The following is a 12,259-nucleotide window of genomic DNA, read 5'->3' as shown; positions in this document are numbered from 1 at the left end:
TTCCCTGTCCATTTTCTTGACATAGTATCATTTTTATACTCACCTTTTTATCAAGGGCTGTTGCTTCTATCGGATAAAAGATAATAATATCCTACCAAATCAATGGGTAAGGGGGTATTAAAGTTATTTAAAAATCTAACTGATATTATTCAAAATAGACAGCCGTCCCATACCCAATTAATTCAGAAGTACCTTGTCCTGCTGCAAGTTCAAACCTTAATCCAACAATAGCGTTTGCTCCTAGCTCCTCAGCCTGTTTTATTAAGCGTTCTTTTACCATTTTCTTTGAATCTTCTAACATTTCTGTATAATTTTTTAATTCTCCGCCAACAATTGACTTTAAACCAGCAACAATATCTTTTCCAATGTTACGCGATTGTACTACACTACTTGTTACTAGTCCTTTTGCCTCTACAATACTTTTATTTACAATAGTTTCTGTTGTTACGATCAACATGTTAAATCCTCCTTATTAATGTTAAATAAACCTTGCATCCAATTTTAGTATTTTCTATATCCAACAAACTCCTTAGCTGGATTCATACTTTCACTCCATTCTTTAATTTTTCAATTTAATATAGCATCACCTTAAACTTTTTTCATTATTTTTTTATGTTAATCATTAAAAAATGAAAAAATTTAATTTATTTTGTCACAGGCGGTAGCAATATACCCAAAGCTATTAAAAAAATACCCTAAAACGAGAAAATTAAAACCTTTTAATTAAAATATGTTGTGTGGCGAAACTAGAAAGACCACTCGGTAGCTTAATTGTACTTAATGGCTTTTTACCAAATAACTTAATTAAGTTTCAACTTTAATATACAATTCATAACTTTTTTCTACAATATTGAACATATTATTAAAGTCAGACAATCATCAATTTAATGAATCCCTTTTTCAACTACTGTTGATTTGTCCGTAGTTGAACTTTCATCCTGTCCCACAAACTTATGGTCTCCCCATTTCTGAGAATACAGCTAAACAACTTCGAAAATTTCGAAGTGGTGTCTCAGATATACGTTCAGACTTCAATTCCTCCATACGGTCATCTATATAAGCTTTCAGGTTAACATTAGTTAACATTATGCTTGCAGCTGCCTTCGCCGTACTCTCCTTCTTCACGTTTGGGCATGCCTTTAAATAAGCTTGTGTAGCATTCCCTAACTCGATATAGAAATCAGCAAAGTTCTGTTGTTTAATTGTCAGTTTATGTTCAATCAATGGCATCACCCCATTATGCTAGTTGCTTATTTTAATCAAAATAAAAAACCACATACAAAAATGTGGTTTACGTTATTTTCAAAATATTTTTTTCTTTATTAACTGATATATCTAGATCCGATACAATATCATTTAACTCCGTTTGAACCATGATTACATCTTCTATAGATTGTATGTTTCTATCCCGATAGATCTTTTCAAATGTATCATTTGCATCAAAACCTTTATTCATCAATTCATCACTAGATAACGTGATATATGATAAATCACTTGCTTTAGGCTTATATTCAACAACCGTGAGAGTCGGATCGTTAGAAAATGTGTAAAGCACAATTTCGTTTAGATGGCTTCTGCCTCCTAACACTACTTGGCATTTCGCAATTTTTAAATCTATTTTTTTAACAAGTTCATCACGAATTAACTCAGCGTTATTTTTTAAATCATAAAATAAATCGCCTGAAAACTTACTAAAAAGGGCTTCGGCAACCCCTACATTGCCAGTACAAGCGATAAATTGTTTATCGTTAATTCCTCTTACTTTTAAGAAATCTTCACTTATTACTTCTTTCGTTTCTGAATTAATTTGTCTACTATCAGCCACTACCGTAACAAAATTCTCCATAGCAACCACTGAAATAAAACTCATATTATCATCTCCTTCATTTTAATAATAAACCAATAAATGAAATATATGTAATGACTTTTTGCTCTCAAAAACACACTAAACTCAGCCCTCTATTTGCATTTTGCACATTCTCCAATTGGCTGTTTGATGCAGTTTTCAAAGAAAAAAGCACCAAAATAGGTGCTTTAAATTATTAGTTCCAACCAATTGCAAACTCAAATGGTTGAGTAGATGTTTTTCCTGGAGCCGTTTGGATAATTTCTACATAGTTCCATCCATAAGTTAAATTAGAAGCAGATGTATCATAACTATTATTAACTTTTATTAAGTTACCATTTAAAACGTTTAATTTTTGATTCCCATCCGGATGGAATAAAATAGCTGCATATCCATCACTTCCATCATAGTAAAATTTGTAACGTTGAACAGGGTATGTATTACTTGTTTGACTCTTTACATGTTTTCCGTTTTCAATCGTAGGAGCATTCTCATAAACACTACTAGCAGAAATCGCTTGATCAAGCACATCAACACCTGGAGATTCAAGATCTACTTCTTGAGCTGATGCTTCATTGGATACTCCAGCAAAAATACCAAATGCTACAGCAGGGACTAAAAATAAACTTTTTTTCATAAAAAATTCCTCCTTTAATATACTACAAACATATTTTACCACACAAAATTGTATAGTTATACCTATAAAACAAATATATGTATTTTATACCATGTAACAGTAGAATTCCCTTTAATTCCGAACCAATTATTGTATATATAGCAATAACTTCAATAATATTTTGATATAAAAAAGCCTTACCGTGCTAGGGATAAGGCTCGTCTACTGCAGTAATATTTAATTTTCGAGAGCTCATTTGTGACTCGTGGTAGAGCCTTTGTTAGTTTGTTTAAGTAAAAAAGTGAACAAATTCCGTCCTCCTTCACAGCCCCCACTGTTCTTTTAATTTTGTTAAGAATTTCATCTTACTACCGTCATCACCGCATACATCAGGATGAAACTTCTTGGATACCATTCTATAGATTTCATGTAGCATCTTCTTTTCATCTTCGTTGTAGTTACTAGATGAAGCGGCTGAGTAACTACTACCACCACCGCTTCCGCTATAATACTTTTCGTAGTTACGCTCGAATGCTTCCTCACTACGTCTTTTATATTCTTCTTGTACCTTTTTCTTAACCTTTAGCTCCTCTAAGTAAGCTGGATTTTGCAATGTACCAAATATGTCATAGCAATACCTGTATTCGCCCTGACCATATACTCTTTCAAATGCTGCCTCTGCTTCTCTATGTGCCCTAAGAATCGCTTCTTGTTCTTTCTTAACCCTATACTCTTCTGTCTGTTGAAACTCCAATTCAATTTGTTCTACTAGTGGTTCCAACTTAGCGTTAATCATTTCATGAAAGGTATCTTCATCAATACCCATTTCATTTAATTTCTCCTCTAAAGCACGACTAATATAATGATCGCCATACCAGAAATCTATGAAATCATAGTAGCCCATTGTGCAGATAACCCATTGTTTCTTTTTCACTTTGCCATTCTCTCGGTAGCTGTGATGTATACTAATTTTATAGGCATCTAATACAGGCCTTTCAAATCGTTCATCGCTGTATGTGTAACCGTATGACGTCTTAGGTTCTTCGCCAGCAAAGCCAAATGTTGTCTCACTAACAATAATTTCTTTACGTGTGCCATACGGATCCTGCTTCTTCTTTTGTATTTTCTGAATGACACAAAACATGTATCTTCTCCTTTCTATGTAGTTACTTTCAAAATGTATAGAGTACCTACACAACTAATAACACGCTGCTGCCTTTTGGAAGCGGTCTTTGATCGTAAACTTATCAGCAAAGTTTTGTAACGCTCTTTCAGATAAATCGACTCGGCCATACTGTTTTTCTTTTTCTCGCCGCTTCTTAATCTCCTCGTCAAATAAACCATCACGATCCCAGTAATCTGAAAGCAACTCATCTTCTTTCATTTTTTCTACCTGAGCATCCCATTCAGTAACCGACAATTCATGAGCCTCTTCTTTTATTTGGTCACGTTCTAAAACAAAGCTCACACACTCTCTAAGCGTTTTTAATACATCAGGGTATAATTCAACAGGATTTGCTTTCCAAGTCTCATATTGTGCTCGCTCGTCATCATAGAGAAGGGAAACCGCTTCTTCTAATACTTCCACACGCTTTTTCACTTTTTCCATGCGTTGATTTCGTTTTTCATAAAGCTCCACCAGATAAATAGTATACTCTTCAACATGACACGCCAATTTGTAAATGCGCCCGCTACCATAATCGAAACCTGTTATCGTTGGAGCAATACCTCCATAAGCTTCCTGTCGCTCCACTTGATATACTCGTTCGATTTCTTCTAATTCTTGTTGTGCATGTAAGTACGCCCAAAATTGGCTGTCTGTAAGCATGCTATCACCCTTTCATTCGTTGTTCTCTTGCTTTTAAGCGGTCAACCATACTTTGTTGTGTAGTGTTTGATAAATCTTCTGAACGGACTTCCTGAGAGTTTAGAAGCTTATGCAGTTTCTTGTATGCTAAATCCTCTAATGCTTTTAAGTTATTGATAGCCCTTGTAGGCTCGGTTTGAACGTAGTCGTAGAAAACCATAGCTGTACGCTCTCTTGGCACATTATCAAGTCTATGGGCTAAAATAAGCTCGTCCTTAAATTTCAATTCATCCCAGCAACTTGCCAGTAAATCTTGTGCCTTTTCAATCACCTCGATAGCAGCCGATATTTTATAACGCTTCACCTCACCTTCTGGCATTGTTTCTGCTTCTTTTAGCGATTCATAAGCAGCTGGTATTTGCTTTTTGAAAAGTCGTTTTAGTTCGTCTAGGGTCAATATCTTTCACCATCCCGTATATACAGTACACCTACATTTTCCAACATTTTAGTGGGTTGCCAACAAAAGCCAACATCTTCGAAGCGGTTATTAGCCTTCTACAAGCGATATACCTTAGCATTTTTCAGCATCCTTAATACGAAAAAAACGTTAGCAAAAGTTAGCATGGTTGCATTCTAGATACACACTATTTTTGTTTGAATTCATGTATTTGTTTGTTTTTAATCACATATTAATAAGCTTTGCTGCTTGTTAATGAACATACTTTTCATACACTTTCTTACTAACTGACAAATCAAGTCGGAATTTCTCTTTTGCGATCATTAAATCAACTGTATCAGCTAAGATCGGCTCTCGTTCAATTAACATCTCAGGTGTCATCTGATTTTTCTTTAGAGATTTCGCGTGTCCATGGCGACTAGAAACAGCTTTGTTAGCAATTGTGTTTGCTTTTATAAAGCTCACCGTTGTTGGTTCTAGCAATGATTGTTGCAACTTAGCCATCGTTTCCTTTTGATGCACTTTGTCTAGCATCCTAAAGATTTGAAAACCTTCTAACCCTGACGACTGGCGAAGTGTTTTAACTACTTCAAATAGCCAATCTTCAAATGCTTCTGCTTCAGGTCTTTGTGATCGAGTTATCGCTTTGTAAATCCCTTGTTCGGATATTGCTGTAAACTTCTGATTCATACCAGTCAATTTGACATGTGTAAGAAATTTACTTTTTAAGTGTCTTGTCATAGCAGCTGTACTACTGTAACAAAGGGCATCGGCTATATCTTTAGCAATTCCCCACCACTCACCTTCAATTTCCACAAAACGAATTTCATAATCGAGCCATTTCTCTGTTTTGATGTCCACTATGTTTTCCTCCTCTCATTTTTCAAACATTGCAACCATCGCACGAAAAGGTTGCATCCTTTTTTCTTGGATATGCACACTTTTGGATGCATACTTTTTGTTCTAATTCATGGGTTTTCTTGGGGTTTGTTTGTTTTGGAAAAGTATTTGTGTTTTGTTTTGGAACGTTCCAATCAACTCTCAAAATAACGCTATGAAGTAGCTGTTTTTCTATGGTTATACAATTTTGTACTACAACGAAATGTTTGGAGTACTGCAATGGAGTACTCCGTAAAATATTAGGTTTTGCAAGGCTCAAACATCACAAATACCTTTACGTTTCCTTACTGTCGTGTTCCGTTTGGTAAGTGAATTGAGTTCCGTTTTGGAATCGTTGCAACCTTAACATTTCTCAACATGTCCAATGCATCGAAAACGTAATTTATCTGAGCTTTTGTAGCTTTCAAAAGGAACGCTATTTAGTAACGTTACCAATCAATACCTCATCATTTGTAGCTTTCAAAACCAATCATCGAATCGTTGCATTTCTTCCAATTTCTCATAATTTCGATGTGCAAGCGGTATCGCCAATTTCAAATATTGTTCCTGGTATTCAGTATCGTGAAAATACTTGATCAATTCAGCGCATCGACATACTGCTACATCGCCTATCCAGTTTTCTTTCGCTGCTATTCTCCTAACAGTTTGATAAGGTACACCAAAGAGCTCAGAAACGTCCTTTAACGATGGACGGCTATTTATCTGAGAGCGTGCATAATATTCCCTCATCCAATCCCAATCGTATTTAAGATTCAAAGTACAACCCCCTTCGCCGAATACGAATAAAAACCATGTCCTGACTTTTTACGTGCCGATTGAAACCGTAATAATCGCAACGTTTTGCAATACTTCGCAAACTTTTATTGAAGTAATGCAGCGAAATTATGTTGTACTACAATAAAACTATAAATTTTTTCTACCAAAGGAGAGATACAATTATGAACTCAATAATTACTGTTTCTATAGACAAAGCTGAAATGGAACGTCTTGTACAAAAAGAAATCAAAGCGCATATTCAAGAAATCAATTCAGAGTTAGTGTTCTGGGATTTAAAGGAGTTATGCCGTCGAACATGTATGAGTAGACCATTCGTTCTCAAGCAATTCTTTTATCATCCGGATTTCCCTAAATTTAAAGTTGGAACTAAGTGGCTTATGCCATCTAAAGAAACAGAAGAATTTCTAAGAAATTGGTTGAAACAACATCCACACTCTTAGTAGTTTCTTCTTTTTATGGCCTCCGAATGGTTCTTTTAAGGGCTCCTAAAGTACGATTTATCTTTTATGATGTCCGATTTGTCCGATTACTACTTTTTAGGAAGGCCAAATTTGACACACCTTCGGGAAAGCACTAATTTTCTACCCTTTCAATGCTGCTCGAACATGATAATAAAGATGGTTGTATATCCAGTTACCACTTAATTGCCTATCATTCAAAAAGGTTGTGGAGAAGCGGTAACGTGCCTCAAATGTTTTGATTCGTGCGAGTAATGCTTTCGGATTGTATTGGCTTCTGTAGTTACCATTCACTAAGTCCGAGTAACTACCTTCAACTAAAAGCGTAAAGTGTGATTTTTGCGAGCGAATCAATTCATGTTCAAACCGCTCCTCTTTTATGCTACTAGCCAATTCATCAATGCTGTTCTTACGTTCCACAGTGAATGGAAAGTAGGTGTCTCGGTATATACCCAGCTCGAAATTTTGCGGAATCATAGCACTATAATCCCCTGTATCTAGCTTTATAGCTGTATATGGGATATTATTGACTTGGAAAAAGTTTATAATATGCTGATTCACTTGCTCCCTCGTATCAATGAGTATCACTATTGACGAGAGGAGCTTTTTTAGTTCCGTGTCTGTGTATTTGAATTTAGTGATCATTTATAGATCACCTTCATTCCCTTGATATTCGCTAAATTCATGGCCCATACTAAAACCTTGTAAAAATGCTCCTGTTTCCGCTTCTTTCACATGTTTCACCATTAACTCCACTAGTTTATCGTTATCAACGTTGTTCAAAGGTAAGGCTTTTAAGAATGTGCTTAATTCATTTGCAGTCTGTATAAAAGCCTCTGTACGTTCAATTTGAATACATACGTTTTCTAAATCAGGAAAATTTATTACGTCTCCCATGTTCCTATCACCCTTTCTAGCATCGTTTAATAGCCCTAGAAGCAGTTTTAACTTTCATCTTTATCACTTATCAAATTTAAAGCTAAAACACTTCTACGAGTTTGCTATACACCTTTTATACCTACTTTACCCAATCATTGCTGTAGAACCTTGCTTTTTCCTCTCATTCAACATGTTCAATATATGACTACTTAGCTTCTTAGGGATTTCTTCAAGCTGCGCAGTTTCTTGCAATACTGTCATGATTGAATCGTAATCAGAATATACAAGCCATCCAGGTATTTCTTTATAAACTTGCTCGTCAACATTATCGAATGTGAATTGTATTGCTTTTTCAATACTTACAATTTGCTCATTTCGAAAAAGAGACTGACCGACGACTGTTTTTTTATTTTTCTTTTCTTCTCTATCTACGCTATTAGTAATACTAGGGGCGTGAAAAGATTGTCTGTCTGTCTTTTCTGTTCTAAAATTTTTTGACGTAATCTCTGTAGTATTATCTGAAGTAATATCTTGTAGTAATCTATGGTTATTGGTGTGCTCAATTTGAACAGTCTGATTGCTCATTGTTAGCAACTCGTCTGCTCGTTCTGACCAACTGGTTTGCTCATCTTGAATACATGGATTGCTCATTTTGAGCAATCATGATATTTGTTAGATTTTCGTAATTAATCCGATACCATTTTGTTTTATCGATACCCATCTTGTTATATTCACTCGTACTGACCAATAAATCTTGTTTTTCCAAACTACTAATTACTCTGCGAATAGTAGCATTAGACCAAAATGGCAACTCATGTTGCCACTCTAAATACGTCTTATACACCCATACAAAACCGTCACGCTCATTCTTCGATCTTTGCTTCCAATAGTGAAGTTGATTCAAAAAGACGGCTTCATTCAAACCGATTATTTTAGCTAAAACAGGTGAAAAACCTAAAAATGCTCCTTCTACTAGCCGTCCTTCAATTTCCAAAACTATTCACCCCGATTCTTAGAAGCTGTCATAAAACACACCTCCTACCTTTGTTATTATTGAGGTTAAAAAATCGTTTCTGCAGCTCCCCTCATGGCTTCAATGATTTTCTTATGCGTAGCTATATAAAGCTCTTTATCCTGCAAATAAGATGCAAGCTCAACTTTTGTCCGTGCTATACGATAGCCCGAGTGATAACGATTCTTTTTACTTACCACAGGCATACCTTTTGACCGTAAATCAAAAATAATTTGGTGAAAATAGCGGCGATCCTTAATCATTAGTCGCTCCATAATTTGTGTCCCAGTTAAACTCTCTGAATCTCCTAACCCCTCTAAAATGCGATAGACTCGTAATTCATCATTAGTTAGATTTTCATACATTTCCTTTGACCTCCATTCTTCCTTTAACTATTCCTGTACACACGTCCGCCAAGACTTTTTATATTTTTTTCACCATTCAGATACCACAGTTTCTATAGCTTCGAGTACCGGTTTATAAAACCACCATCTCTTGCGATTTTTCCGAACTTCACAAACTTTCACACGCGGATCATGAAGCAACTCCTCAGTAATGTGTCTCTCTGACATACATAGTAATTCCGACATCTTTTTCAAATCGATAAGTAGAAAGGCCTCTCGTACTTCTTCATCTAGTCGTTTCTCGATATATTTCCGTACTTCAACCTTATCAATATTCACCTCAATGTTTGCTGGAATTATTGCCATCTCCCCCTTTCATTATGTTGTTGGTGTAGCTAACCATTTTTCAATTGTTTCACGGTGAAAAACAATTTTGCCACGTAGTTTTTTATAAGGAATTTCATTATTGCGGACCATCACATAAACGGTTGCGGTACTTAAATCAAGTACTTTCGCTACTTCAGGAACTGTTAAAACGAGTTTATCCATGTAAACACCTCCAAAATATTCATATCAGGAATATTCCTGATATGAATATTATAATACATTATAACTAAATGCAATCATTCATATTCATTTTAGGAATATTAGTGTATATTAGATATAAAATAATTAATGGGGTGTAAAAGTGGCAAGTCTAGGGGAAACGATTCGTGAAGCAAGGAAAAAATTAAACATGACCATGATTGAATTAGCGGAAAAAACAGAATTAACACAAGGTTATCTTTCTAAGATAGAAAACAATGTAAAAATACCTACTCACGAAGTTTTAAAAAAACTTTCCGAAACATTAGAAATTCCATATATGCATTTGATGGAAAAGGCTGGATATATCGATGAGAAAACAATAATAGATAAAGCTATAGATGCTCAAGCATGGTTAATAAAAGAAATTAGAAATATTAAAACTCAAATTTCTATGAATGAATTGGAATTAAGTTGGTTGGATGAAAATCGAGAAACAAATTCCGAAGAAACTGACCCCAATAAAAAATTAGATCCAGCTATTGAAGAAGTTGTTAAAAAGAGAGTTGTTGAATTAAATCAATCTTTAATTTATCGAAAAAAAATGTTGGGTGATTTAAACAATCAAATAGAAGATTATTCAAATCCCCAAAATGACCACAATGTAATTATTAAGAAGTTAGAGGCTATTATAAGATCAGTAGAAGGTAGAAATAGTTATGAAAAGGTCTCAAATCTTTTGATGATAAGTAATCAATCAACTCATGCACTAAGTTCAGAAGAAAGAATCAAACTGGATAATTTTTTATTTGAATATGTTAACTCACCAAATTTTATAAATGAAGCTGGTGATTCACTAGAGAATTTAGAATTGTACAGTCTCCAAAAAGGTTTTAATTTATATAGGAAACTTAATAAAGAGCAGATAAAGGATGTACTGAACTATCACATAGAATATACAAAAGGAAAGCAAGATAAAGATTTATTTATGGATGGCTTTAGGGATTATCTATCAGAAGAAAACATAAGTGTTTCAGAATTTTTTGCCCCGATGCGCGCACTTTTAAAAGAAAAAGAAGCTAAAAAAGAGAATCATGAATTTACTTTTACATTCACTACACCTGCAACGAAGGAAATTGCTATTAACACAAATAAACGTCTGGTACCAATACCTAGAGAAGAAGCGGAAAAATCATTTTATGATGTTAGTAATTTGCTTAATTTAGATGGGGTAAACTACAAAGGGCGTAAACTCTCACCAAATGATATAAAAAAAATACTCTTAGTAATCGAAGAAATGGAAGATAAATTTGATTATGAAGATTAAAAAATAACTTACTCACCTATTCCTGTACACACGCTCGCCAAGCATGAAAGGAATGGACAAGGTGAAGTTATATAAATCAGCAAAAGAACCTGAAATATATCACTATTTTAATGCGAATAAAGAAAAGTTATGGATGTTTCGGCATAAGTATTATGATGCTACTGGAAAACGTCGTGAGAAGAAGAAAAGTGGTTTTAAAACAGAAAAAGCAGCATTGAAAGCCCTGTTGGAAGTGAAGGCTGCAACGCTGCGTGGTGAAAAAAGGTATGTAGAAAATGACCAAATGACTGTTGGTGAATGGCTAGACACTTGGTATGAAACGAATAAAGGTAAATGGAAAAAAGGGACACAGGTTCAACGAGAAATCATTGTACGTGTTCACTTAAAGCCTCTACTCGGCCATTACAAGCTACAAAAATTAGACAAGCAAACATATCAAAGAATGTTTATCAATGCACTTGTTGGTGAATACCAGGCTAGTACAATACGGGCATGGCATACCATTTTTAAAATTGCTGTTAATGCTGCAGTTGAAGAAGAAATACTCAATCGTAACCGCTTCACGAAAGTAACAATTCCGACAGAGAGCCAAAAGAAAAAGGAAGCTGCTAACTTCCTTACTCCTACTGAGTTGGTCACTTTTTTAGAGAATGCCAAACAGCATGAAAATATTACCCACTACACTTTTTTCCTAACGATCGCTTATACAGGTATCCGCCGCGGCGAAGCATTAGGATTGCAGTGGAAAAATATCGACTTTCAAAACAACACTATTACTATTGAACGTACTAGGGATGTTATTGGCATCCACACACCAAAAACAACGAATAGCTATAGAACTATTTTAGTTGATGAAGCGATTATGAAGCAACTCGAAACTTATTTAAAGTGGTGTAAAATAGCGTTATTTAAAAATGGCCGTAAATTACAAGAGGACTTATCAAAAGATGATTCATTTGTCTTCATATTTGAACATGCTGCGGATCCGATTGCTCCGACAAGTCCTATTTATGCATTCAAAAAAATTTTAGATCGGACTGGATTACCAAAAACTACGATACATGGTTTAAGGCATACACATTGCACCATCTTGTTAAATCGTGGGCTCAATGTGAAAGTTATTGCTGAGAGATTAGGCAATACACCTAAAATGATTATGGATGTATACGGTCATGTTCTAAAGGAATTAGAAGCAGAATCTGTTTCGTTATTTAGCCAAACTTTACAGGCTAGTGGGGCTAAAACTGGGGCTAATCAATAACGAATGTGACTGAAATCATTGCTATAGCAGGATTCCCCAACCACATTATG

At 34.9% G+C, this 12,259-nt stretch carries 19 protein-coding genes; 3 read left to right on the top strand and 16 right to left on the bottom strand.

The window, feature by feature from the left end; genetic code table 11:
- Positions 1–145: 145 nt before the first annotated feature.
- The 9 genes from BFJ97_RS13415 to BFJ97_RS13370 all read right to left on the bottom strand — a co-directional run bounded on the left by BFJ97_RS13415 (position 146) and on the right by BFJ97_RS13370 (position 6,382).
- Complete coding sequence (locus tag BFJ97_RS13415) at positions 146–457, bottom strand: YbjQ family protein (RefSeq protein ID WP_068985161.1); 312 nt, start codon at positions 455–457, stop codon at positions 146–148.
- A gap of 494 nt (positions 458–951) precedes the next feature.
- A complete protein-coding gene (locus BFJ97_RS13410; protein WP_068985160.1) occupies positions 952–1,224 on the bottom strand; it encodes a terminase small subunit in 273 nt (90 codons plus the stop codon).
- Positions 1,225–1,291: 67 nt separating this feature from the next.
- The gene (locus tag BFJ97_RS13405) at positions 1,292–1,870 is read right to left on the bottom strand and encodes a hypothetical protein (RefSeq protein ID WP_068985159.1); all 579 of its coding nucleotides are present in this window, start codon (positions 1,868–1,870) and stop codon (positions 1,292–1,294) included.
- Positions 1,871–2,042: 172 nt separating this feature from the next.
- The gene (locus BFJ97_RS13400) at positions 2,043–2,483 is read right to left on the bottom strand and encodes a hypothetical protein (protein ID WP_068985158.1); all 441 of its coding nucleotides are present in this window, start codon (positions 2,481–2,483) and stop codon (positions 2,043–2,045) included.
- 301 nt (positions 2,484–2,784) lie between these two features.
- The gene (locus tag BFJ97_RS13395) at positions 2,785–3,606 is read right to left on the bottom strand and encodes a hypothetical protein (protein ID WP_068985157.1); all 822 of its coding nucleotides are present in this window, start codon (positions 3,604–3,606) and stop codon (positions 2,785–2,787) included.
- Positions 3,607–3,660: 54 nt separating this feature from the next.
- The gene (locus BFJ97_RS13390) at positions 3,661–4,290 is read right to left on the bottom strand and encodes a hypothetical protein (protein WP_068985156.1); all 630 of its coding nucleotides are present in this window, start codon (positions 4,288–4,290) and stop codon (positions 3,661–3,663) included.
- 4 nt (positions 4,291–4,294) lie between these two features.
- Positions 4,295–4,726 carry a hypothetical protein gene (locus BFJ97_RS13385; protein WP_068985155.1) on the bottom strand — a complete coding sequence of 144 codons (432 nt, stop codon included), beginning with the start codon at positions 4,724–4,726 and terminating at the stop codon, positions 4,295–4,297.
- Positions 4,727–4,978: 252 nt separating this feature from the next.
- Positions 4,979–5,587: a BRO-N domain-containing protein gene (locus BFJ97_RS13380; RefSeq protein WP_083227037.1), complete on the bottom strand. Its 609-nt coding sequence runs from the start codon at positions 5,585–5,587 to the stop codon at positions 4,979–4,981.
- 498 nt (positions 5,588–6,085) lie between these two features.
- Complete coding sequence (locus tag BFJ97_RS13370; protein ID WP_068985153.1) at positions 6,086–6,382, bottom strand: hypothetical protein; 297 nt, start codon at positions 6,380–6,382, stop codon at positions 6,086–6,088.
- A gap of 182 nt (positions 6,383–6,564) precedes the next feature.
- Here BFJ97_RS13370 and BFJ97_RS13365 point away from each other — a divergent pair, with 182 nt between their 5' ends.
- Positions 6,565–6,843 (top strand): group-specific protein, encoded by a 279-nt coding sequence (locus BFJ97_RS13365; RefSeq protein ID WP_083227036.1) that lies wholly within the window; start codon positions 6,565–6,567, stop codon positions 6,841–6,843.
- A gap of 141 nt (positions 6,844–6,984) precedes the next feature.
- Here BFJ97_RS13365 and BFJ97_RS13360 read toward each other — a convergent pair whose 3' ends face one another.
- From BFJ97_RS13360 to BFJ97_RS13330, 7 genes are all read right to left on the bottom strand, one after another.
- On the bottom strand, positions 6,985–7,506 hold the full coding sequence (locus BFJ97_RS13360; RefSeq protein ID WP_068985152.1) for an ERCC4 domain-containing protein: 522 nt from the start codon (positions 7,504–7,506) through the stop codon (positions 6,985–6,987).
- A complete protein-coding gene (locus BFJ97_RS13355; RefSeq protein WP_068985151.1) occupies positions 7,507–7,758 on the bottom strand; it encodes a hypothetical protein in 252 nt (83 codons plus the stop codon). It lies immediately after the preceding gene.
- 126 nt (positions 7,759–7,884) lie between these two features.
- The gene (locus BFJ97_RS13350) at positions 7,885–8,391 is read right to left on the bottom strand and encodes a hypothetical protein (RefSeq protein WP_139114440.1); all 507 of its coding nucleotides are present in this window, start codon (positions 8,389–8,391) and stop codon (positions 7,885–7,887) included.
- The gene (locus BFJ97_RS13345; protein ID WP_068985149.1) at positions 8,366–8,734 is read right to left on the bottom strand and encodes a hypothetical protein; all 369 of its coding nucleotides are present in this window, start codon (positions 8,732–8,734) and stop codon (positions 8,366–8,368) included. The genes BFJ97_RS13350 and BFJ97_RS13345 overlap by 26 nt, the downstream gene beginning before the upstream one ends.
- 65 nt (positions 8,735–8,799) lie before the next feature.
- Positions 8,800–9,117, bottom strand: coding sequence for an HTH domain-containing protein (locus tag BFJ97_RS13340; RefSeq protein ID WP_068985148.1), 318 nt, complete (start codon positions 9,115–9,117; stop codon positions 8,800–8,802).
- A gap of 69 nt (positions 9,118–9,186) precedes the next feature.
- On the bottom strand, positions 9,187–9,462 hold the full coding sequence (locus BFJ97_RS13335; protein ID WP_254660168.1) for a hypothetical protein: 276 nt from the start codon (positions 9,460–9,462) through the stop codon (positions 9,187–9,189).
- 12 nt (positions 9,463–9,474) lie between these two features.
- Positions 9,475–9,645, bottom strand: coding sequence for a helix-turn-helix domain-containing protein (locus tag BFJ97_RS13330; RefSeq protein WP_068985147.1), 171 nt, complete (start codon positions 9,643–9,645; stop codon positions 9,475–9,477).
- Between the two features lie 139 nt (positions 9,646–9,784).
- Here BFJ97_RS13330 and BFJ97_RS13325 point away from each other — a divergent pair, with 139 nt between their 5' ends.
- Together BFJ97_RS13325 and BFJ97_RS13320 are read left to right on the top strand one after the other, a co-directional pair.
- Positions 9,785–10,948 (top strand): helix-turn-helix domain-containing protein, encoded by a 1,164-nt coding sequence (locus tag BFJ97_RS13325; RefSeq protein WP_068985146.1) that lies wholly within the window; start codon positions 9,785–9,787, stop codon positions 10,946–10,948.
- A gap of 22 nt (positions 10,949–10,970) precedes the next feature.
- Positions 10,971–12,209: a tyrosine-type recombinase/integrase gene (locus BFJ97_RS13320; RefSeq protein ID WP_068985145.1), complete on the top strand. Its 1,239-nt coding sequence runs from the start codon at positions 10,971–10,973 to the stop codon at positions 12,207–12,209.
- Positions 12,210–12,259 lie beyond the last annotated feature (50 nt).

It is taken from the genome of Lysinibacillus xylanilyticus, assembly GCF_001708185.1.
Taxonomy (GTDB): Bacteria; Bacillota; Bacilli; order Bacillales_A; family Planococcaceae; genus Lysinibacillus; species Lysinibacillus xylanilyticus_A.
The sequence above is the reverse complement of the archived record's forward strand: the minus strand, read 5'-3'. Positions and strand labels throughout refer to the sequence as shown.

What these genes read in the sequence shown, in the direction of transcription:
- BFJ97_RS13415 (WP_068985161.1), bottom strand. Translation starts at nt 457, where the DNA reads ATGTTGATCGTAACAACAGAAACTATTGTAAATAAAAGTATTGTAGAG.
- BFJ97_RS13405 (WP_068985159.1), bottom strand. Translation starts at nt 1,870, where the DNA reads ATGAGTTTTATTTCAGTGGTTGCTATGGAGAATTTTGTTACGGTAGTG.
- BFJ97_RS13400 (WP_068985158.1), bottom strand. Translation starts at nt 2,483, where the DNA reads ATGAAAAAAAGTTTATTTTTAGTCCCTGCTGTAGCATTTGGTATTTTT.
- BFJ97_RS13395 (WP_068985157.1), bottom strand. Translation starts at nt 3,606, where the DNA reads ATGTTTTGTGTCATTCAGAAAATACAAAAGAAGAAGCAGGATCCGTAT.
- BFJ97_RS13390 (WP_068985156.1), bottom strand. Translation starts at nt 4,290, where the DNA reads ATGCTTACAGACAGCCAATTTTGGGCGTACTTACATGCACAACAAGAA.
- BFJ97_RS13365 (WP_083227036.1), top strand. Translation starts at nt 6,565, where the DNA reads ATGAACTCAATAATTACTGTTTCTATAGACAAAGCTGAAATGGAACGT.
- BFJ97_RS13360 (WP_068985152.1), bottom strand. Translation starts at nt 7,506, where the DNA reads ATGATCACTAAATTCAAATACACAGACACGGAACTAAAAAAGCTCCTC.
- BFJ97_RS13355 (WP_068985151.1), bottom strand. Translation starts at nt 7,758, where the DNA reads ATGGGAGACGTAATAAATTTTCCTGATTTAGAAAACGTATGTATTCAA.
- BFJ97_RS13350 (WP_139114440.1), bottom strand. Translation starts at nt 8,391, where the DNA reads ATGAGCAATCCATGTATTCAAGATGAGCAAACCAGTTGGTCAGAACGA.
- BFJ97_RS13340 (WP_068985148.1), bottom strand. Translation starts at nt 9,117, where the DNA reads ATGTATGAAAATCTAACTAATGATGAATTACGAGTCTATCGCATTTTA.
- BFJ97_RS13335 (WP_254660168.1), bottom strand. Translation starts at nt 9,462, where the DNA reads ATGGCAATAATTCCAGCAAACATTGAGGTGAATATTGATAAGGTTGAA.
- BFJ97_RS13330 (WP_068985147.1), bottom strand. Translation starts at nt 9,645, where the DNA reads ATGGATAAACTCGTTTTAACAGTTCCTGAAGTAGCGAAAGTACTTGAT.